The sequence below is a fragment of the Corynebacterium kefirresidentii genome (assembly GCF_016599755.1).
In the GTDB taxonomy this organism is placed as follows: domain Bacteria; phylum Actinomycetota; class Actinomycetes; order Mycobacteriales; family Mycobacteriaceae; genus Corynebacterium; species Corynebacterium kefirresidentii.
The window spans coordinates 1859923-1882838 of record NZ_CP067012.1; the positions used below are offsets into that span (position 1 = coordinate 1859923).

The following is a 22916-nucleotide window of genomic DNA, read 5'->3' on the forward strand; positions in this document are numbered from 1 at the left end:
AAAGGAGAACACCATGAGCAAACCAGCTACGCAGTCCGCAGAGCGCACCGCCTTAGTCTATGACGATGATGGACTTGGCCGCCCGCCTTGGGCAATGTCCTCGCCGATGTTGAAGGAGTATTACGACACCGAATGGGGCCTGCCTATTTTTGATGAAGCAGCTCTTTACGAGCGTTTGAGCCTCGAGTCTTTCCAGTCCGGGCTTTCCTGGGCGGTGGTTTTGAAAAAGCGCGAGGCCTTCCGTGCGGCTTTTTGCGACTTCGATCCTGAAAAAGTCGCTCAATTTACCGAACCGGATGTTGAGCGATTGCTTGGCGACGCCTCCATTATTCGCAACGAGACCAAAATCCGCGCCGCCATCACAAACGCCAAAGCCACCATCGCCCTACGCGAAGAGGGCGGGCTGGCGGAGTTCATTTGGTCCTTCCAACCGCCGGAGAACCTCTACCCCACCGCAATGGAAGATATTCCGAAAAAGAGCTACGAATCCAAGTTGATGTCACGCGAACTCAAGAAGAAGGGCTTCCGCTTTGTCGGCCCCGTCACCTGTTTCGCACTCATGGAGGCGATCGGCATGATTGATACCCATCTCATCGGCTCTCACCGCCGCGGAACCTCCGGGGTATGGCACGACAGCGGTGTGCCGCATTATGGCCTAGCGCAGGAATACAACGCGCTCACGAACCCGCGGTCAGCGCCTTCCACTGAACTCCGGAACGCGGCCTGCTAAGTCGGCACCAGTTCCTATCCAGCGCGACGGGCTGCTAGGTCATCGCGCCGGCTATAGCCGTCGGGCCCGGCGTGGGGGCCATCAAAATCGCCGTCTTCCCCATCGTTATAGCGCAGCGGAAGGTGCACAAAGTCAGGGCTTTCGTCATCGATCTCCACGATCACAGCGCCTGGGCGGCGCAAGTTGCGCGGAATCTTCAAAGCTTCATCCTCTGCGTTGCGCACGCCCAAACGGGCGCGGCGCAAGTGGCGCACACGGCGGCGCATCAGGGCTCGCTCCTGACGGACCTGAGCGCGAAGAGCCATCAGATAGACAACGGTGAGCGCACCGGCCACCGCAGCCAACCACCAGGTCCAGCCGCCGGCCACGATCCCCAGGGCCACCGTGAGTACCACGGCCACGGCTAGGCCCAGCAGGGTGCGCTGACGGCGCTGGTAACGAGTAACAGACTTTTCCTTTTCTGCTACCGGGTCCCAGCCGCCACGGCCCATGCGACGCTGCGCGAATTCCACCTCATCCTCGGACAGGTTGGTATCCATACCGGCGTCGTCTGCTGCAGCGGTTTCCATGAGTTCCCCAGAGTCCTCGGCCTCTGCCTTGTCCACGGATACCGGCTCAGCGTCAGCCGTGCCTTCCGAATCGGCAGAATCCTTCTCAGCGACCTCGGCCTTATCTACGGCACCGGGGTACATAAGGTCCACCGGCGAGGTATAAGTCTCGTCGTAGTCATAGGCATCACTCGCCACGGTAGAGACTGCGGGAGCGCTAAAGACCTCTGACTCGGCGGCAGCAATATCGGTAGAGTCATCTTTTGCGGCCTGGTCTGCGGCGTCTTCCTCGTCCTCAAGAAGTACGTCATCGGCATCATCGAATTCGGTGTCGTCACCAACTGCCGCCGTATCAGCCTGCTGGGAGGCTGGGACCGCGACTGCTTGGGGCTGAACTGCAGAATCGTCGCCTTCTACAGTCGCTTCCTCGACCAGTTCGCCGTCGATAGTATCTGCTTCTGGCTGAGTGTCCTCACCAGCTGCGGAGGAAGACGCCGCAGAAAACGCACGGCTGCCGGTACCGAAAGGCTGGGACTTAGCGCGGCGGGCAGCACCGGCAATAGTCACGGAGCGCGAAGAGGGCTTAGTAGCCTCGGCATCCGACTCATCCACGCCGGTGTCTGCGGCCTCTACTACTTCATAGTCCGCCTCGTCCTGGTCCTCGCGGCGGTGCACATCATCGGCACGCAGGCGTGGACGCCGGCGGCCAGCGACCTTGCCAGAATCTCCTTCAAAAAGGACGCGAGTATCTTCAAAGGCCTCACCAGTATGGCTCATTGGGCGGTTATTCCTACCCAGAATCCATGGTGCGAGGACGAAGAGCCACACCACGATGATCGCGATAACCGGCACAGCTGTCGACACGAAAAGGACCTTCCCCTTGAATACAGATGATTACTCCACTCTAAACGGTGAAACCGCACCATAGCACCCCAAATTCCCACAAATTACAATGTTGTGACTTCTGTGAAAATTGAGGTCGAAATCCCAGCAACTGTGGAGCTATTTCACGCCAACCGGCCAGCCTGGCGCAGGCGCTCGACAGCCGTGGAGGCATAGTCTTCTTTGACTAAAGCCACGTAATGGTGGTCTTGCCAGGCACCGTCTATATGCAGATTGCGACGCAAGTATCCCTCGTGTCGAAAGCCATTGGCGGCTAAGACGCGACCAGAGGCAGGATTGCTCTCTAGATAGGTAGCGGTCACCCGGTGTAGGCCCACCCGTCCAAAGGCGTGGTCCACGCCTAAGGCGGTGGCAGCCGTAGCCACCCCGGCGCCGTGGATCGCGGAATAAACCCAGTAACCAATCCAGCAATCGCGAATGCTGCCATGCTGAATATTCCCCAAGGTAATTTGGCCTACGAATTGACCCTCCACTTCAATGACGAGTGGGACCACCAGTGCCTCACGGGCGGCGGTACGCAGGTACATCAGATGATTCCACCACGCCTGCTGGCTATGCGCCGCCGCCCAAGGTGCTGCTTGGGTCGGCTCGACCGAGCGGAGGAAGCTTTCATCTTCGATACGTTGGCGCCGCCACTCATGCCCATCAGATCGCAGCAGCGGCCGCAGGCGCATCCGCGCCCCAGAAGGGAAGACAGCAGAAGCGGGAAGCCTAACAAAAGGAGTAGATTCCGGCCATCCCGGATGCATGTCATCCGTGGGGCCGGTAGCGGGAAGGCGGAACCTATCCGCCGCAGTACCGAAGGGATCGAGCATTAGCTACGCTGGGTCAAAAACAACACATCGACCACATCGCCCGGGCGGATTTCCGTTACCTCTTCCGGCACGCGAATCATGGCATTGGCCTCTGAAAGACCGGCCAATAGGTGCGCTGGGGCACCCGCGGCACCGCCCAGCCCTTCCACCAGATAATCCGCGGTTTCCGCATCGCGCATCAAACGAGCGCGGATGAAGCCGCGCCGGCCGGGGCGGGAATCGATGTGGTTCAGCGCGCGGGCACGCACCACACGGCGGTGCGCATTGCGTTTGCCCAGTGCCAAACGAATGAGCGGGCGGATATATACCTCGAATACCACGAGCGCGGATACGGGATTAGACGGCAGCAAGAAGGTAGGAATGCGTTCCTCGCCCACCAGACCAAACCCCTGGACGGAGCCGGGATGCATGGCAACACGAGAGGTATCGATATCACCGAGGTCATCAAGAATCTCACGGATGGCCTCGGCGCCGGCTCCACCAACCGCACCGGAGATGACCAGGACCTCGCTGCGAGCGATGTGCTTTTCCAGCGCTTCGCGGATGCGGCGCGGCTCCCCCTCGGCAATGCCAACGCGATGCACCTCTGCCCCAGCCTCGCGAGCCGCGGCGGCGAGGGAATAAGAGTTGACGTCAAAGACTTGGCCCAGTGCCGGTTCTTGGTCCAAATCAACCAGTTCGCGGCCAAAGGAGATGATGGTGATGCGCGGGCGCGGATAGACCAATACCTTAGAGCGGCCAACTGCGGCCAGCAGGCCGATCTGGGCGGGGCCCAAAACCGTGCCGGAAGATACAGCCACATCGCCAGGTTGGATATCGTCGCCTACCCGGCGAACAAAGTCACCGGAGCGCACCGGGCGATGGGCGGTGACGCGCTTGCGGCCGCGGTCGGTCCACTCGAGGGGAAGGACGGCGTCGGCAAGCGTGGGCAAAGGCGCACCCGTATACACACGCACGGCTTGCTTGGGCTGCAGGCGCAACGGCTGCTTGGAGCCGGCCGGAACCTCGCCCACCACAGGCAAGGAACGCTCGACCTCCGGTTGCTGGGGTGCCTTCTCTTCTTCCCCCTCCGCAGCCTGCTCCTCCTGCTCCTTGGGACGGCGGAGCCTTAGGCCGCGCTCGCCTCCAATATCAACGGCGCGCACCGCATAGCCGTCGATGGCTGCCTGCGGAAAGCCCGGCAGGGGCTGGTTTGCTTGCACCTCCTCGGCGCACATTAACCCCAACGCGTTGGAAATACCGATGCGCACCGGCTCCGGCGTGTTCGCCGCATCCGTTACCAGCGCCAACTGGTCATCAACTGAACGCATAAGGTCTATGCCAGCCCTTTCTTCGCTTTCATGTCCTCTGCCCTTGGGAAATCTCCCTAGTTTAGGCCGTGCTCATCCTCATACTCGGCCACAATCTGCTTAATCGCTTTATACAGCGTGGGGCCATACTTTTCATCGCGCAGACCAAAATCCACATTGGCGGGGATATACCCACCGGGATTTCCCAAATCATGACGCTTTCCTTGGTGGACTACCACGTGCACGGGCTCGCCTTCCTCGATGAGGAGCTCGATGGCGTCGGTAAGCTGCAGCTCGCCGCCCTTGCCTGGCTTAATACGGCGGAGGGCATCAAAAATCTTGCGATCCAATAGGTAGCGACCGGTGGCCACGAGATTAGACGGGGCATCTTCCACCGCCGGCTTTTCCACCATGCCCACGACCTTCTTAACGCCGGGGGCATTGGTATCTTCTACGTCGAAGACGCCGTAGTTATAGGTCTGCTCGCGCGGGACCTCGAAGGCGCACAGCACGCTACCGCCCAAAGCCGCGCGCACGCGAGCCATGTCTGCCATGACGGTGGCAGGCAGCACGATGTCATCTGGAAGCATGACGGCAAAAGAATCCTCATCTTCGCCGAGTACCTCTTCTGCCAGGCCCACCGCGTGGCCCAAGCCCAGTGGCTTTTCCTGCTCCACCGCAACAGGGTGAATGAGCTGATTAGCGCGCTTAACCTTGGCAACCTGCTCGTCCTTGCCGCGGGATTCAAGGGTGTCTACCAGTTCTGGGAAAGCTTCGAAGTGGCGCATGACTTCTTGCTTATCGGGCGCGGTAATCACCGCAAGGCGGCGGGCGCCTACAGAGGCCGCCTCCTCTGCGATGAGTTCAATGCCGGGAGTATCAACAACGGGAAGCAGTTCTTTGGGAACCGTCTTGGTGGCGGGCAAAAATCGGGTGCCCATACCTGCCGCTGGAACTACAACCGTGGTGATTCCGCGGGCGGAATCTTCGCGTTCTATAGCCATGCGTAATAGCGTACAACGCCACATTATTTTCCCGTGCACCGCTACGCCGCGGGGTTATGATTAATTTATGACCTCTTCCATGACTGCTAAAAACGAGCTGCGGGCCCGCTTGGTCCAGGCCCGCCGCGAACTTTCCGCCGAAGACCACGACGCCTTTACTGCTGGCGTGCGTAAGCATCTCGAGTCCGAACTCACCGAGTCCATGACCGTGGCTGCCTACTGGCCTTTGGGTTCGGAGCCGGGCGGCGCCGATTTTGTGCCGTGGCTCAAGGAGCATGTCTCCCGCGTCCTCTTGCCAATTTCCGGCGAGAATGGCACGTTGACCTTTGCTGAATACCGCGGCAAAGAAGCAATGCACGAAAGCGCGATGGGTTTGAATGAGCCCCAAGGCCCAAGCTTTGATAGCAGCGTCCTGGCCGAGTGCGATCTGGTACTCGCCCCAGCCATGGCCGTAGACGCCAAGGGCAACCGCATGGGCAAAGGCGGCGGATACTATGACCGCGCACTAGAGCCACTTCCCCACGGCAAGCCACCGGTCTTCGCCATGGTCTACCCCACCGAGCTGCTAGATGAGCTACCTACCGAGGACCACGACCGCAAGGTCGATGCCGTCGTCACCGCCCACGGCATCACTCGCTTCTAGTTTCCGGGGTACGGGAACCATGAGCGGTTTTGGACAGTCTAAAAAAGTATGCCCACTTCTCATTTTCCCCGCCTCGTTGATACCCTCCGCACCCCTGGCCACCGCCGCGGCGTACTAGTGCGCCGCGCCATTGCGGTGGCCCTCCTTATTGCCGCGCTAGCCTCGGCCCTTTCGGCGGCCAAGGAGCTACCGCGCGTTCCCGTTTTTAGCCGCGATCTGCCGGCGGGAGCAGAGCTTGCGCTTGCCGACGTCGACCTAGCCCGGCTTCCTGCCTCCTCTATCCCCGATTCTACGCTAACGGAAAAGCCAGAAGAACTAAGTGGCCGCGTTATTACCGCCGCCGCCAACAAGGGCGAAGTGATTACCGGTGCTCGCCTTCTAGGAGAAGATCTTGTCTCCAGCTTGGTGGGTGGCACAGGGGCCGAGGCCGGGCGGATGATTCCGGTCAAACTTGCCGAGCCCGATATCATCCCCCATTTGCATCACGGCGACACCGTGGACGTGGTGACCGCAGTTGAGGCGGGGGCGGCCGCCGCAACCCCTACCGCACGCGTTATCGCCTCAGGCGGACGCGTGGTGTCTACCTCCAGCCCGGAAGGCGAGGCTTCCTCGTCGACCGTTTTACTCGCATTGCCCCAAGATCACGCTAATGATGTTGCCGCGGCGTCGTTAAGCCAGCCGCTCACGGTGGTCATAGTTGGTGATCGCGCTCACCCGCAGCAACACTAGACCTTTTCAGCCACAACAGTTGTGGTCGGTTACCGGCTCCATTAAGGTTTCGCAGTGTCCATGGTTTTTACCTACCGTTAGTTATTCCCAGAAAGGTTGGTGCTTATCACCATGCTCAAGGGCTTCAAAGACTTCATCATGCGTGGCAACGTCATCGAACTTGCCACCGCAGTCATCATCGGTTCTGCCTTTACCGCAATCGTCAAATCCATTACGGATTCTATTATCCAGCCGATCATTAACTCCCTCGGCTCCGCCGAGGTTGGGGCCGTTGGCTTCCAGATCACGGAGGCGAAAAACACCTTTGTGGACTTCGGCGCCGTCATCTCCGCGGCGATCAACTTCCTCATTATCGCCGCAGTAGTCTACTTCCTCATCGTGATGCCGATTAATAAGCTCACCGAGGCCGCTAAGCGCCGCCACGGTGTCGACCCTGAGGCTCCCGCCCCAACCTCCGAGGAGCTCCTGGCAGAAATCCGCGATCTGCTCGAAGCCCAGAATGTCTCCGATACGGACATCCCGGGAACCGGCACTAGCCGTTCCTCCCACGCCGCAGAGGACGCAGACTACGGTTCCACCGGCGGCGGCCGCCACCAGGCCAAGTAGCCTTTCGCTATACGCCTGTCGCTGTTCGCAGCACAAAGCCCGCGGTTTCGCTTCCGAGGAAGTAGGAACCGCGGGCTTTTATCTATCCCTTTACTGAGTGCGTGATTGCACTCTTCTCCTTCGCACTAGCCGCCATAGTGTGGGGGCTGGTTCTCGCGGTAGAACTGCTCATCGCGCTGACCAGACTCCCCTTCTGCTGCGGTGGCCGATTCCGCGTCATCAACGTTAACAATTCGATCCTCATCGACCCCGTGGGCAGCCGATGTGCCGGGCTTATCAGCACTACGGTCATAATCGGCAGCTTCCGATTGACGGAAGACTCTCCGACGATTTTTCCGGAACGTCATAGACTATGCCTTGTGATTACTGAACGCTGGATTGTTGCAGCTGCTCAATGAGGTGGTGCACCAGCGGTGCCAAGGTAGCCATGCCATCGCGAACCGCAGCGCGCGACGAGGCAAGGTTGACCACTACAGTCGAACCAGAAACGCCCGACAAGCCGCGGGACGTGCAAGCATCCACCGCGCCACAGGCTTGACCGGAAGAACGCAGCGCCTGGGCCACGCCCGGAACCATCTTGTCAATGACGGAGCGGGTAGCCTCCGGGGTCTTGTCGCGCGGGCCTACACCGGTGCCGCCTACGGTCAGCACCAAATCCACGCCACCGACCACGGCGGTCTCAATGGCCTGGCGAATCTTGGACTTCTTGGAACGCACCACGATGGCGCCATCGACACGGAAGTTAGCTTCCGCGAGCAACTCACTGACCAACTGAGAGGTGCTATCGGATTGCTCCCCAGGGTGATCAGTGACAATAACGATGAGAGCACGGCGTGGCGCGGCTAGGCTATCCTCCTGCTCGCTCGCTAGCAGGAAGGCATCATCGGGTTCGGCAACATCCATCAAGGAATCGTGCTTGCCTTCGCCTTCCGGTTGCGCGGAGTCGGTCAAGTCCTGCTGCAAATCTGGCATTATTCTCCTTAATTTAAGGCAGTAGGGCCTTTCGGCGGTGTGAGGTACGGTGCATTCAGCACCTAATGAGGTCTTGCACAGTAATTTACTCGCCTGAGAGGGTTACCTCTACCTGACGAGACTCATCCGAGTCTTCGCGTGTAACCTCCAAGGTCACTGTCGCGCCAAAATCTTGCGACCGCGCCGCCGCAATCAGGGCATCGGCATTCTCGATCAAGCGATCATTGACGCGGGTGACGATGTCACCTTCCTTCAGGCCCGCCTTATCTGCTGGGCCACCTGGCTCAACCCCGGCGATACGGGCACCATTGCCGTCGTCACGCGCCAGCACCTTCACGCCTAGGGTCGGGTGAGTGACCTTGCCATCATTAATGAGCTCGTCCGCCATGCGCTTGGCAAAGTTCGACGGGATGGCGAAGCCCAGTCCGATGGATCCGCCCTCCCCGGTGGAATTACTGGACAGCGAAGCAATCATGGAGTTCATGCCCACGATATTTCCGTCCCGGTCCACCAGTGGACCGCCGGAGTTGCCCGGGTTGACCGCGGCATCAGTCTGAATGGCGTCAATCAAGGAAGACTCGCCGCCTTCTTGGGAGGCGCGCACTGGGCGGTTTTTGGCAGAAACGATACCGGAAGTCACGGTCGCATTAAGGCCCAGAGGAGAGCCCACGGCCACAACCTCCTGTCCCACGGCGACGGAATCAGAATCACCGAACTGCAAGAACGGCAGGTCTTTGACATCCTTTATCTTCACAATGGCCACGTCAGTATTCGCATCGGAAGCCACCACGTCAGCATCATGCTTGCTGCCGTCGTTCATGGTCACCTGCATCATGCCGCCGTGCTCAGCGCCTGCAACCACGTGGTAATTGGTCAGCACGTAGCCGTCCGGGGAGATAACGGAACCGGAGCCTTCTGCCCCGCCCGTCCGGGTCATCGTCTGGATAGAAACCACCGCCGGCAAAACCTTGGAGGCTACCTCTTCAACGGAGCCCTTTTCTGGTTCTTTGCCGGTGCTGTTATTGGCCGGCTGGGCCTTGAGCGCCTCATTGACCACTGACGTATCGTTGTTGCCTCCCCCAGAATTCATACCGACCACGGCTCCAGCGATTGAACCCGCGGCGATTGCGGCTACGGCAGCCAAGGCAGTTGCGGCGCCGAGGCCAATCTTTTTCTTTTGTTCCGGTTGCGGGGGCAGCGGGGTGACCATCGGACCTTCCTGGCCCTGAGTATTAAAGCTTTGGGTCTGCGGGCCCTGCGGGTACGGCGCCTGTGAACCTAGCGCGCTGGGATCAGCTCCTTCTGCACCGCCGCGTGGTTGATTCCAGCCTTGTGAATACGAGCCAGTCCCATATTCCTGCGCGTCGGCGTCGCTGCTATAGGGGCCGGCGGTGCCAGCGTTTGGGTTTGGCTGCCCGATGTCTCCAAAGTTCGGACCACCGTGTACCGGCTCGGCCTTACCCGGCCCTTCTTGGGACGCTCCCTCCGGGAAGGAACCATCAAAGCCGCGGTAATCGTCATTCCTCATGTTCATGAGAAAACTATGCCTCACTTCGCTTAGTCAAGACTGTTACTGATCTGCCAACCTACTAGGAATTCCTGAAAGGTAGCTGTATGCGATCACCAGTATAAAAGGCCGCAGCCTACCCTTGGTTAAACCAGCGTTGAGCAAAGATTTCACCGCGATCGCTGGAATCTTCATTGCCGCCCGGCTGCCCCTCATGCGGTTCTGCCAAACCATCGACAAAGATTTCTCCGGACACGGGCTTGCCCGGCAGGACTACTTCCATGCGCGTGCCACCATCATTAGACTCACGGATCTTAATCGTGCCGTCGTGGCGCTCAATCACCGATTTCACGATAGCCAGGCCCAAACCAGAGCCAGGCATAGAACGCGCCTCTGCCGAACGGTAGAAGCGCTCGAAAACCTTCTCCCGCTCCTCCGGCGCAATGCCCGGACCGGAGTCATCAAAGCGCAAGCGCACCTCGTGGGAAGATAGCTGTTCCATGGACACGCGTACCGTGCCAGTAGCCGGCGACCACTTAGCCGCATTGTCCATCAGATTCAACGTAGCGCGGCCCAATGCGAAGGGGTCACCATCCAGCTCCCACGGGATAAAGCGCACCAGAAATTCCACGTCCGGGCGGCGGCGACGGGCACGCTCTAAGGAAGACATCATGACCTCGCACAGGTCCACCGGTTCCGGTTCTCGTTCGTTGCCATCCTCACGCGCCAAGTCAACGAGGTCACCAATCAAGGTGGAGAGTTCGTTCATCTGGGACATGACGTCATCTTCAAGGTCCTTGCGGTCCTCATCGCTCATGCCAAAGCCGCCACCGGCGCGATTAAGCATCATCAAAAGCTCAATATTGGTACGCATTGAGGTCAACGGCGTCTTCAGCTCGTGCCCGGCATCGGCGACGAACTGGGCCTGCTGCGACCGAGACTCTTGCAGAGCTTCCAGCATCTGGTTAAAGGATGTGGTCAGCTGAGCCATCTCGTCATTATTGGATACTTCGATGGGGCGCAGATCATTGGTCTGCGTCACGTAATCCACTGCGCGTTTCAAGCGCGCAATGGGTTGCATGCCGGTTTTGGACACGATGAGACCAGCAAAGATGGCGAGCAAAATGCCAAGCGCAACAATAATCAGCAAAACTGTGCCGAGGATGGCGATGAATTCTTGGGTCGGAGCCAGAGATTGCGCAACGATAACGGTAGAGCCTAGATCGTGGCGTTTGGCCAGAACACGTTCGCCGCCGACCGTACGCACGGAGGTGTCTGTATAGTCTTCCGTCCGATGGAAGTCTCCACCGAGGGGAATAGTATCGCCATAGGACAAGCTCGTTGAGGGCGGCGATAAGGAAACGCGCGTATCAGGGTTATAGGACTTAAATTCTTCAATTTCCTGATCCACGTTGTCGATAAACCGCGGGTCCTGGCTCTTGCGCAACAAGGCATCCGCTTTGGCCTCCAAGCGGTCATCTACGGAGGCAGTCAGGGACATAGATACTACCCAGTACGTTGCCAAGGTCATTACGGCAACGGCTACGGCCACCACAAGGCCAGTAACAGTAGCAAGGCGCCACCGCAGTGGCGCCCGTGAAGCCCAGCTCCCTTGACTTTCAGAGAACTCAGTAAGAGGTGTGGGCTGTGCTTTCCCGGAAGCCACTGCAGGGGAAGCGGGCTTCCTTAAGATCACGGATGAGACTCCCTCAAGACATAACCAACGCCACGGACAGTGTGGATAAGACGCGAGTCGCCGTCTCCCTCCGTCTTCTTACGTAGGTAGCCAATATAGACCTCGAGCGCATTGCCAGAGGTAGGGAAATCATAGCCCCATACCTCCTCCAGAATCTTGCTACGAGAAAGCACCTTGCGGGGATTTTCCATAAGGAGCTGCAGTAGGGAAAATTCGGTACGCGTCAAAGAAATTGAGCGGCCACCGCGGCTTACTTCACGAGTATCAGCGTCGAGTTCTAGGTCTTCGAAGCTAAGCTTGCTCTCCACCGGAGCCTCAGCAGCGATGGAATCTGCGGAAGCGCGGCGAACCAAGGAACGCACGCGCGCCAAGAGCTCTTCCAGTGCGAATGGCTTTGGCAAGTAATCATCGGCGCCAGCATCGAGACCAGCTACGCGGTCCGATACGCCATCGCGCGCGGTCAGCACGAGAATCGGACGGTCCCAGCCTTCGCTACGCAGGGTGCGGCACACCTCAAGTCCATCCATGTTTGGCATCATGACGTCCAGAATCAGCAATTCTGGATTCTCAGAGCGCACCGCCTCCACTGCCTCTAAGCCGTCGCTAGCAGTCAGCACATCGTAGCCGTTGAAACGTAGGGAACGGCGTAGCGATTCACGGACGGGTTGTTCATCATCCACCACAAGGATTTTCATGATCCTAATTATTACTGATGAAACGCAACTTCATGAAGTTATGAGAAATATTTACCCCCATAGCCCCCCAAATAATACTTAAGGTAGCAAAAATCCCCGCTCAACCCTCCTACAGAGAGCGAACGGGGAAAGTGCGAAACGAGCTTAGAACTGCTCTACGTCAACCAGGCCCAGCTTGGCAGCCTTGACCAAGCGGCGCGGGATGCGGACGGTCTGTCCGTCGATGGTGACTTCCTGGAGGGCCACGTTGTCAGCCTTCCACTGGGAACGACGTGCGTGGGTGTTCGCACGGGACTTCTTAAACTTAGGAGTTGCCATTTTCTATTCTCCTCCTTACGCGTTCTTCTTCTTACGGCGAGCCATGCCACCGAAGCGCTGGTTGAAGCGCTCGACGCGGCCGGCGGTATCCATAACGCGCTGTGCACCAGTCCAGAACGGGTGGGACTCAGCGGTAACGTCAACAACGATCAGTGGGTACTCGTTGCCATCTTCCCACTCCACGGTGCGGTCGGAGGAAGCGGTGGACTTAGTCAAAAAGGAGTGACCGGTACCAGCATCACGGAAGACTACCGGGTGGTAATCCGGGTGAATATCTTTCTTCATATATATTCCCTCAGGGTTGGACTACAGGTCGGTTCCACCCACTTATGGAGCGGATCGTGCCCGAGTTGGGACGTACAAATTTCACTCTGCTAACCGCGTGCCGTGCGGCACGGGTCAACAACCTGAATTATCCTACAGTCAACTACCCCAGATGCGAAATCCCCTTCCCGCTCCGACCACTCATTTCACACCAGTTTCTTGTATTACGCATGGCGGCACGCCACAGCCAAATGCCACCCCAAAACCACAAACAGCCCCACTAACCACAGCAAGGTAGCGATTAGGTAATTCGCGCCCAAGGCTGTAAGATTTTCCCTTGCTGTTGTCAAAATATACGTTTTACGCCCCGTCTACTGGCGTTCGACGATGGCGCCGCACCCGCTCACACCTCACTTTTGAGCACTGCCACCCTCACTCGGCAGTCGGCGTTTCATTGTCCATAGCCATGATGTGGGCGGCTAGGAGAAAGAAGACCCATGTCGGCTATTTGCCAGGTAACGGGCCGCAAGCCGGAATTCGGCAAGCAGGTCTCGCACTCGCACCGCCGCACTTCGCGCCGTTGGAACCCCAACGTGCAGCGTCGTCGCTACTACCTGCCCTCTGAGGGCCGTACCATCACCCTGAATGTTTCCACCAAGGGCATGAAGATCATCGACCGCGATGGCATCGAGTCCGTTGTGGCTAAGATTCGCGCACGTGGGGAGAAGATTTAAGTATGGCACGTAACGATATCCGCCCAATCATTAAGCTGAAGTCCACTGCGGGCACCGGTTACACCTACGTGACCCGTAAGAACAAGCGCAACAACCCGGATCGCATCACCTTGAAGAAGTTCGATCCGATTGCCCGCAAGCACGTCGAATTCCGCGAGGAGCGATAATCAATGGCTAAGAAGTCCAAGATCGCTAAGAACGAGCAGCGCAAGGAAATCGTCGCCCGCTATGCGGAGCGTCGCGCTGAGCTCAAGAAGATCATCAAGAACCCGAACACCCCGGATGAGGAGCGCCTGGAGGCTCAGTTCGAGCTGAACCGCCAGCCTCGTGACGCTTCCCCAGCCCGCGTACGTAACCGTGACGCTGCCGATGGCCGCCCACGCGGTTACCTCCGCAAGTTCGGCCTGTCCCGTGTCCGTATGCGCGGCATGGCTCACCGTGGTGAGCTGCCGGGCGTTCGTAAGTCCAGCTGGTAAAGGGGTAATTGCACAATGGCTAATAAGCGCAATAACCAAAAGAAGTTCCGTATGGAGCAGAGCCGTCGCCCGAAGAAGAACCCTTTGAAGGCTGAGGGCATCGAGAAGGTGGACTACAAGGACACCAAGACTCTGCGTCTGTTCATCTCGGATCGTCACAAGATTCGTTCCCGTCGCGTCACCGGTCTGACCCCGCAGCAGCAGCGTCAGGTTGCTACCGCAGTCAAGAACGCACGCGAAATGGCTCTCCTGCCGTTCACCACCCGCTAAACAGTAGCTGGGTATCAACAGCGCACTTTTGCCGCTGGCAAGTGTGACACGGTAAAAGATCCATAGACTATCGCCGCCTCCCTCCTCGAGGGCAGGCGGCGATAGTCGTTTTCTCCCTCTTACTCCCGCCTTTGCACCCAGATATTCAGCCCACGCGGCCAAGGTGTTAGATTTAAAGCATTCGTGCGCCCCGCAGCCGCTGGGGGAAGCACCGGCTTCGCACTAGTGAAAGGCAGTGAGCAATGGCCCTACACCAATCCCTACTCGATCTCTCCGAGCTTGCCCCGCACTGCCAGTCCCGCGCTACGGCCCGCGGGCTGCTCGCAGAGGCCCAAGATATCTTGCGCAATGCGGTCGCTCACCAAGATAATGAGATTGAATTGGCTCACTGGTATTCCCACTTGTTGGTAGATATCGTTCGCTCCCCTGGGGTCAACTCACCGGTACGCCTTACCGGTGCTGCCGCTCGGGGCGACCAGCTGCCATCTATGCCTGTGGAGTGGATTGGCCAGGACTCCGATCTCCAGGAAGTCTTTTCTGATGTCGGCCTCCAGGCTCACGAGGCCGCCGATTCGATTGCCTCGCGCGTCGATGCCGGCCTCCCCCTAGGAAACGGCGGCGAACAAGCACTCCTGGAAGAAGCTTTGACCAAGCGCCCGCCTACTCTGAAAATGGTGGACGGCCTGCCGGACCGAGATGCAGCTGTGGACATCAAGGCGACACTGCTCTCCCCCATTGCAGCTATCGCTCGCTGGGCAGCGCCGGGGCCTCGCCCGACGGTAGATCGCCTGGCGATTGGCGTTGAGCGCGCTGTCCTCACCGCCACCGACGCAGAGTCTTTGGATCTAGCGTGGCGTACCGGCTATGCATTAGAGTTGCGCCGTTGGTACGAGCGCGTCAGTGACCGCCCAGCCACGCTGCGGGATCTTCCGCCGTTGGACCGCACTGCTTATGGCTCGGCGTGCCGTATTGTCTCGGCCGTATTTGAGTCCATTACCCAGCAGACAGAAGAATATAAATAGTCCCTAAGGTGCGGATTCGGAAGCAGTACCTAGTCGGGCATAAGATTGTACAGTTGGTAATTAAAAGCAATTTCTTCTTGTGAAAGGAGGCGTCCCACCGCATGGCAGGCACTGTCGGTAGGCCGCGTAAACACAGCCCGCGGCGCAGGGGAAACAGCGCCCGAGAGGAGATCTTGGACGCCTCCTCCGAGCTTTTCACTACTCAAGGGTTTGCTACTACATCCACGCACCAGATTGCAGATGCGGTTGGCATCCGCCAGGCCTCGCTGTATTACCATTTCCCGTCCAAGACGGAGATTTTCCTTACGCTGCTCAATTCCACCATCGAACCATCCTTGGAGTTGGCCGATGAGTTGGCCGGCACTGATGCCGATCCGGCTCAACGCCTGTGGTCTTTGGTCGCCGCGGAATCACGTCTACTGCTCACCAGCGGCTGGAACGTGGGACGCCTATATCAACTGCCGGTGGCTAATTCTCCGGAGTTTTCCGAATACCACGAATCGCGCGACCGCCTGCAGAATCATTTCCGCTCTACCGCCGCCGCCATTGTGGGCGAGGAGGATCCCCGAGTGGAGCTTCCCTTCCACATTGCGCTATCCGTCATCGAAATGCGCCCCAATAACGGCACCCCTCCGTTCGATGCTTCCCAGTCGGTACCAGAGACTGCAGCCATGCTTGCCGACGCCGCCTTAGCCGTCCTCGGCGCCTCCGTTCCCGATAACGCCGAGGAAACCACCCTCGAGCTATTGAAGAATCGCAACGACTCCATCTCTGCGGCCGCCGCCGCAGCAGCCGACCGCAAGAAGAAGTCGCGCTAACCCCTCACTAGCGCTGCCACGACTCCGTGAACTCTCCCGTGGCAGCCAATCCGCCTCCCTCGCGCACGCTGACGCCGCTCGGGGTCACCACGATAATCGAGGGATCCGCATTGACGTAGTAGTTATTCCCGTCTTGGGTAACGTCGTCCGTTTGGAACTGACCATCAAACATCGACGAGCGATAGAATTTGACTCCACCGCCGGTTTCACAAATGATGACCCTGCCGTCGGGACCAGAGCCGGCGAACAAGGCACGCTCAAAGCGCTGACAGTCGGCGTAGCCGCCATCCAGCCATCCGTACTCGTTGAAGTTGGAAATGTAGTTACCCACACCACTCTTCTGACCCCCGCCGGAAGAGGAAGGTAACTCCTGCTTTTCTGTCTGCGTGCCCGTAACTACCGGTGGCTCCTCGGGGGTTTCCTCATCTTTCGTTGCGGTCTCTTGCGCAGCCGTGGTTTCCTCGCCACTCTTCTCTTCTTTATCGGCGTTGTCGACCGTGGTCATTCCACTACCCTGGCCTTTAAAGCTAGGGGCAGCTTCATCCTTGGCGTTGCTGCAGCCGCTGAGCGCGAGGCTGGCGGCCACGAGTGGGACGAACCCCGCGGCGATAAGCGGGCGGAGGCGAGAGCGATAAGACATTAGCTTTCCTTTCTAGTGCTAGGACTTAGCAGGCCGAGCTGGGCCACTGCGTATTGGCTTGAGCGAGGTCTTCGGCAATGGATGTAAGGACCGCCTGGGTGGAGGCGTACTGCCCATCAGGAGACGAGGCAATTAATGCTACGGCGACATCGTGCCCGCCCAACCGGACGATACCCATCTGGCGCACATCGTAAGCACCAGCGGGGTTCGGCCCCCAGCCGCCCTTCATCAAGGCGCCCGGCTGGGTGCGTAGGCCATAGCTTTGTGCAGGATCGGCGACTCCCATGGCGTCTATAATCGGCTGAGCTCCGGCCACGCAGCGCAACCCAGCCATAAACTTAGCCTGGTTGCCCACGCTCCACATGGTTTGACCAAAGGCCGTAAATTCAGGGCGGGTGACCTGGGATTGGACTTGGGTGGCGGTATCGCCTGCCTCCGCAATAACGCTTTGGGCGGCGTGTGCGGCCACGGTCGGCTCCCCTAATGCTGCCCACGCGGCCTTGGCGGCCTCGTTATCGGAGTAAGTAATTGCAGAGGACACCAGCTGGCTATCGGCAACACCCGTACGATGCGCCGCAATAAGCACGGGCACCTTGGAGGTTGACCACGCGGCTTCGGGAGCGGTGCGCCCAGCCTCGACGGTAGAGGTGCCATCGGAGACCGCAATGCCCACATTTCCGTGTTCTGCCACAATGCGATCAAGTACGGCTTGAACGTCATCGGCAGGGGCTGCGACCGGAGGTTCCGTGGAGTCGGACGGGGCGCGCTCGGCAGCAGGGGCTGCGGATGAGGACGCAGTCGTTGCAGACGTGGTCTCTCCGTACAAGGGATCGGCCGTGCCGCGTGCCTCGGTATTGACAAAAGTAGGGGAATTATCCGCTGCATCCTCAGCGCTTGCGCACGCGCCCAGGGAGAGTGCGCAGGCGCTGAGGGCAGCTGCCGGGCCCCAGGCCCGGCGGATAGGGAACGTCATGAAAACTAGCTTAGGCTAGTGGGCGAAGTGGCGGGTGCCAGTCAGGTACAGCGTAACGCCGGCTTCCTTGGCCGCTGCAATGACTTCCTCGTCACGGATGGAGCCGCCGGGCTGGACTACGGCCTTCACGCCGGCGTCGAGAAGCACCTGCAAGCCATCGGCGAATGGGAAGAAGGCGTCGGAAGCTGCGAAAGAGCCCTTGGTGCGGTTGGCGCCATCGGCCAGGGTATTGGCGCGCTCGACGGCGAGCTTGGCAGAGTCAACGCGGTTGACCTGGCCCATGCCCACGCCCACAGTGGCATTGTCCTTAGCCAGCAAAATCGCATTAGATTTCACCGCGCGCACGGCGCGCCAGGCGAACTCGAGCTCAGCCATATCGGACTCGTTGAGGGCCTCACCTGCGGCCAGGGTCCAGTTTGCTGGGTCATCGCCCTCGGCCTGGTAGGTATCTGGCTCTTGAGTGAGCACGCCGCCGGAGATGTACTTGCGCTCTTCGTGCTGGTCTTCGTGTTCTGCTTGCAGCACGCGCAGGTTCTTCTTGGCCTTGAGGACTTCGATGGCGCCGTCCTCGTAGGAAGGAGCGACGATGACCTCGGTAAAGATTTCCTTGACCTGCTCGGCCATCTCCACGGTGACCTCGCGGTTGACGGCGATGACGCCGCCGAAGGCGGACATCGGGTCACACGCATGCGCCGCGCGGTGGGCGGCGGCGATGGACTCTTCAGAAACGGCAATGCCACAAGGATTGGTGTGCTTAATAATTGCAACGCAGGGGCGCTCGTGGTCCCAAGCGGCGCGCCAGGCGGCATCCGCATCCTGGTAGTTGTTGTAGCTCATCTCCTTGCCGTTGAACTGGGTGGCATTGGCAAGGCCCGTAGAACCGATGCGGGTGATGGTGGCCTTTTGGTGGGAGTTTTCGCCATAGCGCAGCGGGGTGGTTTGGCCTTCCTCGCTCAGCTGGTCCACAAACCAGGCGGAGACGGCCGCATCATAATCCGCGGTATGCAGGAAGGCGTCGCGGGCCAAGCCGCGGCGCTGCTCTAGAGTAAAGCCCCCGTTGTTGATGGCCTCCACAGCCTCGTCATAACGGGAGGGATCTACTACCACGGCAACAGACGGGTGATTCTTAGCGGCCGCGCGCACCATAGACGGGCCGCCGATATCGATCTGTTCCACGCAGCCATCGAAGTCCGCGCCAGAAGCGACGGTCTCGCGGAAGGGGTACAGGTTGACCACGACGAGCTGGAAAGGCTCTACCTCGAGCTCGGCGAGCTGGTTGAGGTGTTCTTCCTTGCGGGTATCGGCCAGGATGCCGGCGTGAACGCGCGGGTGCAGCGTCTTGACGCGGCCTTCCAAGCACTCTGGGAAGCCGGTGAGCTTTTCTACCGGAGTGACCTCGATGCCTAGGTCCGCGATCTTCTTCGCGGTGGAGCCGGTGGAGACGATTTCTACGCCTGCCTTATCGAGGGCGCGGGCCAGATCCTCCAGCCCGGTCTTGTCGTACACGCTGATAAGAGCGCGCTTTACCTGCTTGCGGTCTTCGCTCATGAGGAGGATTAAGCCTTTCGAAAAGTCTTAGTCTGCGAGTTGAATAATAAGTTCCTCATTGTGGACGTCTGCTGCGCGCAGCACCTCCACGATGAGATCGCGCTCTACTTGTTTGATGCGCTCGTGGAGAGTGGACTCATCATCGTCCGCCATGATGGCTACGGATCGCTGCGCGATGATGGGTCCGGTATCCACTCCCGAATCCACAAAATGGACGGTAGAGCCGGTGATCTTCACGCCATAGTCTAGGGCGTCGCGCACGGCGTGCGCTCCCTTGAAAGCTGGCAGCAGCGCCGGGTGGGTATTGATGGTGCGGCCTTCGAAGCGGTCAAGAAATTCCTTTCCCAGGATCTTCATAAAGCCCGCAGAAACAACAACGTCTGGCTGCGCAGCATCTACTGCGTCAACCAGACGTTGATTCCATTCGGCGCGATCGGCACCTAGCGCCACGACCTCGGTATCGATCCCGTGGTCCTGTGCGCGCGAAATACCGTGGCATTCCTTATCCGCCACCACCTTCACCACTTGGTAGTGCCCTGCTTGGGCATCCACGATGGCTTGCAGCAGTGAACCCGTTCCAGAAACGAGCACCACCACTCGGAGGCGTTCAGGGTCAGCGGTATAGCGCGGAGGCATCGGTGAAGTCACGCGCTATAGCCTAGTCTCTCTCCCCTTCCGCGGAGGAATTTTCGCTCGAGGAAGCCTGCTCGCTCTCCCCCATTTGGTCCTTGAGCTGTTGGCTAACCGGCTTGGCGACGCCCCTTTTCTTCTCCTCAGCGTCCTCAGGTTCGTCCGATTCCTCGTGTTTCTCAGATTCCTCCGGTTCCTCCTGCTGCTTCGCCGCATCCTCAGCTGGGGTGCCTTCTTCCCCATCCGCGGCTGCGTCAGGGGCGGAGTCATCGGGCTCGTTCTCAACTACTTCGGCGTCAACGATCTCTGGATCGGTGATGGGCTCGCGCTCCGGTTCAACTGGGGTCTCGTCGGTTTCAGCGGCGGCCTCAGGGGCGTCGTCTTCAGCGGCATCCGAATCGGGAGTATCAGGGGCCGTGACACGTGCCGTGCGCGCCGCGCGCCATGCCACAAAGGCAAAACCTGCGGCAACGGCGCTGCCGACAACGGCCATCCACAGGGCGGTTAGGCCTGCGGCGGTCCACAGAATCGGACCGGTGGCGCCGTAGTAGCCAAGGTCGCCGCTGACAAGGTAGCAGGCAATAAACATCACTACCGCGGAGGCCACCGTAGCTACTAGTACGTCCTGGAAGCTTGGCCGCTTTTTATATAGGGCGTAGATTGCGGCGCCGAGCGGGACAACTAGAAGCACTACGGCCCAGCTAGGCGCGGAGGCCGGGATTCCACCGGTAATCGGCAGCGGTGGCAACGGCACGAGGTGGGCACTAAAAAGGCTGACCGAACCTTCGCCGATGGAAAACTCTGAGCCCACCACCACCGCAGCGGTGCTGACGATGGCATTGGGAATGTATAGCAGGCTCACTAGCACTAGTCCGGCCACACCTAAACCGGAGACCGTGGGATATTCATCCATCATCTCGCCCTGGCGAGAAATATTGAGGAGGAAAACCACCGCAAAGACTACGGCGGCACCAATGGCTAGGTAGCCGAGGTAGCGAAGGGCGATCTGAGTGGCGTCGACAATCTGGCGCGGCACCCCATAACGCTTGGCCAATGCCCGCCACAAGCGCGAGCCCATGCCGGCTGCCATAGCAGCAAGATGTAGAACAATAACCCGCAGCAAAGCCTGTGCCAGGTTTGGCGGGGAGACATCATAGACCTTGCCCGCGTCCCACAGCATCAGCCAGGCGATGATGGTAAATACCACTGGCACGCCAAGGACGCAGCTAAGAAGAATAAGCAAGTCTTTGACGCTGACCTTGTGCTTAACCGCGTTACGCACGCGGACTGCCACGACCGCAGCCAAGATGAGCGCGGGTAAGGCGGGCAAGAAAGACATGTGCACTTCGGCCGCCGAGACTGGCGCGAGGTTAAAGACCATCCATGACTCCGCCACGATGGTGTACCACCACGCCATGGGTGAGCCGGCCAGCATAAGACCACCGAGGGCAATGGCCATAATGATAAGGACAATGACCACGTTGGGCACTGCCGCCGTGATAAGCATGCGTCGGATGCGGCCGGCCCTAGTCAGCGGCGCAGGAGTACGGCGCGCTTTGGCTTTAGATCCGGCCTTTCGGGCGACACGTTGCGCCGATCCAGAGGGCTGGCGGGCCCCGCTGGGATGGGGCGCGCGTGGGGTGCGCTCCGTGCGCACCGTCCTGCCCCGCGCCTGGCTACGCGGGCGGGGCGTTGACCGAGAATGGGGGCTGGTGTTTTTGTTCATCGGCGTCCACTTTGCCACTTTCCGGCAGCAGATCTGGGGTGGCGCGACGAGGTAGCCATAAAATCACCGGCGACACCCCTGCACCTTGACCACACATATATATTAGGAGTATAAAATCTACCCCGGTTTCACACCTTTAACTCTGGCTACAGTAACATGAATGGAAAGTTATCGGTTTTATACGACCCACACGCAGCCCGAGTGGGATCTTGGTCGCAGTAATAATATGCCATTCGGATTATGTTGCCTGCTCGTGGGCAATTCCCTCGAGCAACGCCTAAAAATTTCTTAATTTGGGTTGCTGTTATCTTTTCGAGACGCTACTGTTACATCTCGTTGGTAACAAGAAGGTCACAATCTCGTAACTAACTCGGTGGGGACGTAACACTCAGATTGCGCAGATTGTGAAAAAGACGAAAGAAGACCTAATGCGAAGCAAAGTTCAGCGTGGCGCCGGTCGCCATCGCAAGATTGTCACCTCGCAGACCGCGAAGGGCCGCATCGCCGTAATGACGGTTGCGGCAGGTGCCGTATCCACCGCCGGCGTAGGTGGCGCAGCCGCTGCAAACATCCAGTCTGATGACGCGGCCACTACCAAGACGCAGTCCGTTGACTTCGAGCTCGCTTCTGATTCCACCCAGGTTGAGGACGCTGCTGAGGCCCCCGTTGATACCACTCCGCAGATCCTCAATGTAGCTGAAGCAAAGCCGGTTGCAGATCTATCCGATCAGCTCAACAAGGCCATCCAGGCTTCCGAGGAGCGCGCCGCCGCTGACGAAGCCGCTCGCGCACCGTCCGTAGCCCGCCCAGCCGAGGGTGCATTCACATCCCCATTCGCTATGCGCTGGGGCACCTTCCACAAGGGCGTCGACATCGCCAACTCTCCCGGCACCCCCATCCTTGCCGTCATGGATGGTACGGTCATCGACTCCGGTCCAGCTTCCGGCTTTGGCCAGTGGATCCGCATCATGCACGACGACGGCACCATGACCGTTTATGGTCACATGCAGACCCTTGACGTGGCCGTTGGCGAGCACGTGCATGCCGGCCAGAAGATCGCCGGCATGGGCTCGATGGGCTTTTCCACCGGCTCCCACCTCCACTTCGAAGTTCACCCGAACGGTGGCGAGGCAATCGATCCGCAGCCTTGGCTGGCTGAGCGAGGCATCGACCTCTAAGGCTCCCACCCAAACACCTTCTTGTTAAGCGCCGCAGTGGCTTTCCTGCGGCGCTTTTTCATGTCCACAATTGCCCCTAAAGACACCAGCGCCGGCTCCCGACCACCGCGGCTGCAGCCAACCTTCCCCAAGACGACTCAAGTGCGTCGCAGCCTTCCCATTGCGCCTCCAACAAATGGGGG

General features: G+C 59.3%; 27 protein-coding genes. 11 read left to right on the forward strand and 16 right to left on the reverse strand.

Going from position 1 to position 22916, the window contains the following annotated elements; all coding sequences use genetic code 11:
• Positions 1–13: 13 nt before the first annotated feature.
• A complete protein-coding gene (locus I6I12_RS08905) occupies positions 14–730 on the forward strand; it encodes a DNA-3-methyladenine glycosylase I (protein ID WP_023021965.1) in 717 nt (238 codons plus the stop codon).
• Between the two features lie 14 nt (positions 731–744).
• Here I6I12_RS08905 and sepX read toward each other — a convergent pair whose 3' ends face one another.
• From sepX to I6I12_RS08925, 4 genes are all read right to left on the reverse strand, one after another.
• Entirely contained in the window at positions 745–2142 is a 1398-nt protein-coding gene (gene sepX, locus I6I12_RS08910; RefSeq protein ID WP_023021966.1) for a divisome protein SepX/GlpR, read from the reverse strand.
• A gap of 143 nt (positions 2143–2285) precedes the next feature.
• The gene (locus I6I12_RS08915; RefSeq protein ID WP_023021967.1) at positions 2286–2996 is read right to left on the reverse strand and encodes a GNAT family N-acetyltransferase; all 711 of its coding nucleotides are present in this window, start codon (positions 2994–2996) and stop codon (positions 2286–2288) included.
• Positions 2996–4306 carry a molybdotransferase-like divisome protein Glp gene (glp, locus tag I6I12_RS08920; RefSeq protein WP_023021968.1) on the reverse strand — a complete coding sequence of 437 codons (1311 nt, stop codon included), beginning with the start codon at positions 4304–4306 and terminating at the stop codon, positions 2996–2998. The genes I6I12_RS08915 and glp overlap by 1 nt, the downstream gene beginning before the upstream one ends.
• 56 nt (positions 4307–4362) lie before the next feature.
• Positions 4363–5289, reverse strand: coding sequence for a UTP--glucose-1-phosphate uridylyltransferase (locus I6I12_RS08925; RefSeq protein WP_034656428.1), 927 nt, complete (start codon positions 5287–5289; stop codon positions 4363–4365).
• A gap of 67 nt (positions 5290–5356) precedes the next feature.
• Here I6I12_RS08925 and I6I12_RS08930 point away from each other — a divergent pair, with 67 nt between their 5' ends.
• The 3 genes from I6I12_RS08930 to mscL all read left to right on the forward strand — a co-directional run bounded on the left by I6I12_RS08930 (position 5357) and on the right by mscL (position 7267).
• Positions 5357–5932: a 5-formyltetrahydrofolate cyclo-ligase gene (locus I6I12_RS08930; protein WP_023021970.1), complete on the forward strand. Its 576-nt coding sequence runs from the start codon at positions 5357–5359 to the stop codon at positions 5930–5932.
• Between the two features lie 48 nt (positions 5933–5980).
• Positions 5981–6661, forward strand: coding sequence for an SAF domain-containing protein (locus tag I6I12_RS08935; RefSeq protein ID WP_023027832.1), 681 nt, complete (start codon positions 5981–5983; stop codon positions 6659–6661).
• 111 nt (positions 6662–6772) lie between these two features.
• Positions 6773–7267, forward strand: coding sequence for a large-conductance mechanosensitive channel protein MscL (gene mscL / locus I6I12_RS08940; RefSeq protein WP_023021972.1), 495 nt, complete (start codon positions 6773–6775; stop codon positions 7265–7267).
• 125 nt (positions 7268–7392) lie between these two features.
• Here the strand turns inward: mscL and I6I12_RS08945 are convergent, their stop codons facing one another.
• From I6I12_RS08945 to I6I12_RS08975, 7 genes are all read right to left on the reverse strand, one after another.
• On the reverse strand, positions 7393–7614 hold the full coding sequence (locus tag I6I12_RS08945) for a hypothetical protein (RefSeq protein WP_023021973.1): 222 nt from the start codon (positions 7612–7614) through the stop codon (positions 7393–7395).
• Between the two features lie 16 nt (positions 7615–7630).
• Complete coding sequence (locus I6I12_RS08950; protein WP_023021974.1) at positions 7631–8239, reverse strand: MogA/MoaB family molybdenum cofactor biosynthesis protein; 609 nt, start codon at positions 8237–8239, stop codon at positions 7631–7633.
• Positions 8240–8324: 85 nt separating this feature from the next.
• Positions 8325–9773: a S1C family serine protease gene (locus tag I6I12_RS08955; RefSeq protein WP_200287938.1), complete on the reverse strand. Its 1449-nt coding sequence runs from the start codon at positions 9771–9773 to the stop codon at positions 8325–8327.
• Positions 9774–9882: 109 nt separating this feature from the next.
• Positions 9883–11442 carry a HAMP domain-containing sensor histidine kinase gene (locus tag I6I12_RS08960; protein WP_023021976.1) on the reverse strand — a complete coding sequence of 520 codons (1560 nt, stop codon included), beginning with the start codon at positions 11440–11442 and terminating at the stop codon, positions 9883–9885.
• Positions 11439–12137, reverse strand: coding sequence for a response regulator transcription factor (locus tag I6I12_RS08965; protein ID WP_023021977.1), 699 nt, complete (start codon positions 12135–12137; stop codon positions 11439–11441). The genes I6I12_RS08960 and I6I12_RS08965 overlap by 4 nt, the downstream gene beginning before the upstream one ends.
• 144 nt (positions 12138–12281) lie before the next feature.
• A complete protein-coding gene (gene rpmF, locus I6I12_RS08970) occupies positions 12282–12455 on the reverse strand; it encodes a 50S ribosomal protein L32 (RefSeq protein ID WP_005279913.1) in 174 nt (57 codons plus the stop codon).
• 15 nt (positions 12456–12470) lie between these two features.
• The gene (locus tag I6I12_RS08975) at positions 12471–12740 is read right to left on the reverse strand and encodes a type B 50S ribosomal protein L31 (protein ID WP_005323793.1); all 270 of its coding nucleotides are present in this window, start codon (positions 12738–12740) and stop codon (positions 12471–12473) included.
• 476 nt (positions 12741–13216) lie between these two features.
• On the opposite strand from I6I12_RS08975, the gene rpmB reads away from it, so the two are divergent.
• The 6 genes from rpmB to I6I12_RS09005 all read left to right on the forward strand — a co-directional run bounded on the left by rpmB (position 13217) and on the right by I6I12_RS09005 (position 16039).
• The gene (rpmB, locus tag I6I12_RS08980) at positions 13217–13453 is read left to right on the forward strand and encodes a 50S ribosomal protein L28 (protein WP_005279911.1); all 237 of its coding nucleotides are present in this window, start codon (positions 13217–13219) and stop codon (positions 13451–13453) included.
• Between the two features lie 2 nt (positions 13454–13455).
• Complete coding sequence (gene rpmG, locus I6I12_RS08985; RefSeq protein WP_005279910.1) at positions 13456–13620, forward strand: 50S ribosomal protein L33; 165 nt, start codon at positions 13456–13458, stop codon at positions 13618–13620.
• A gap of 3 nt (positions 13621–13623) precedes the next feature.
• On the forward strand, positions 13624–13929 hold the full coding sequence (rpsN, locus tag I6I12_RS08990) for a 30S ribosomal protein S14 (RefSeq protein ID WP_005279906.1): 306 nt from the start codon (positions 13624–13626) through the stop codon (positions 13927–13929).
• Between the two features lie 15 nt (positions 13930–13944).
• On the forward strand, positions 13945–14199 hold the full coding sequence (gene rpsR / locus I6I12_RS08995; RefSeq protein ID WP_005279904.1) for a 30S ribosomal protein S18: 255 nt from the start codon (positions 13945–13947) through the stop codon (positions 14197–14199).
• Positions 14200–14441: 242 nt separating this feature from the next.
• Positions 14442–15221 carry a putative nucleotidyltransferase substrate binding domain-containing protein gene (locus tag I6I12_RS09000; protein WP_023021978.1) on the forward strand — a complete coding sequence of 260 codons (780 nt, stop codon included), beginning with the start codon at positions 14442–14444 and terminating at the stop codon, positions 15219–15221.
• Between the two features lie 101 nt (positions 15222–15322).
• Positions 15323–16039: a TetR/AcrR family transcriptional regulator gene (locus I6I12_RS09005; protein ID WP_023021979.1), complete on the forward strand. Its 717-nt coding sequence runs from the start codon at positions 15323–15325 to the stop codon at positions 16037–16039.
• A 7-nt stretch (positions 16040–16046) separates the two neighbouring features.
• Here the strand turns inward: I6I12_RS09005 and I6I12_RS09010 are convergent, their stop codons facing one another.
• The 5 genes from I6I12_RS09010 to I6I12_RS09030 are packed head-to-tail and all read right to left on the reverse strand — an operon-like array spanning position 16047 to position 21337.
• Complete coding sequence (locus I6I12_RS09010; protein WP_200287940.1) at positions 16047–16679, reverse strand: hypothetical protein; 633 nt, start codon at positions 16677–16679, stop codon at positions 16047–16049.
• Positions 16680–16704: 25 nt separating this feature from the next.
• The gene (locus I6I12_RS09015; protein ID WP_200287942.1) at positions 16705–17652 is read right to left on the reverse strand and encodes a hypothetical protein; all 948 of its coding nucleotides are present in this window, start codon (positions 17650–17652) and stop codon (positions 16705–16707) included.
• 15 nt (positions 17653–17667) lie between these two features.
• Positions 17668–19200 carry a bifunctional phosphoribosylaminoimidazolecarboxamide formyltransferase/IMP cyclohydrolase gene (gene purH / locus I6I12_RS09020; protein WP_023021982.1) on the reverse strand — a complete coding sequence of 511 codons (1533 nt, stop codon included), beginning with the start codon at positions 19198–19200 and terminating at the stop codon, positions 17668–17670.
• Between the two features lie 27 nt (positions 19201–19227).
• Positions 19228–19836 carry a phosphoribosylglycinamide formyltransferase gene (gene purN / locus I6I12_RS09025; RefSeq protein ID WP_023021983.1) on the reverse strand — a complete coding sequence of 203 codons (609 nt, stop codon included), beginning with the start codon at positions 19834–19836 and terminating at the stop codon, positions 19228–19230.
• A gap of 22 nt (positions 19837–19858) precedes the next feature.
• Positions 19859–21337, reverse strand: a complete 1479-nt coding sequence (locus tag I6I12_RS09030) for a cell division protein PerM (protein ID WP_023027763.1) — start codon at positions 21335–21337, stop codon at positions 19859–19861.
• A gap of 647 nt (positions 21338–21984) precedes the next feature.
• On the opposite strand from I6I12_RS09030, the gene I6I12_RS09035 reads away from it, so the two are divergent.
• Entirely contained in the window at positions 21985–22734 is a 750-nt protein-coding gene (locus I6I12_RS09035; RefSeq protein WP_023021985.1) for a M23 family metallopeptidase, read from the forward strand.
• Positions 22735–22916: the final 182 nt, after the last annotated feature.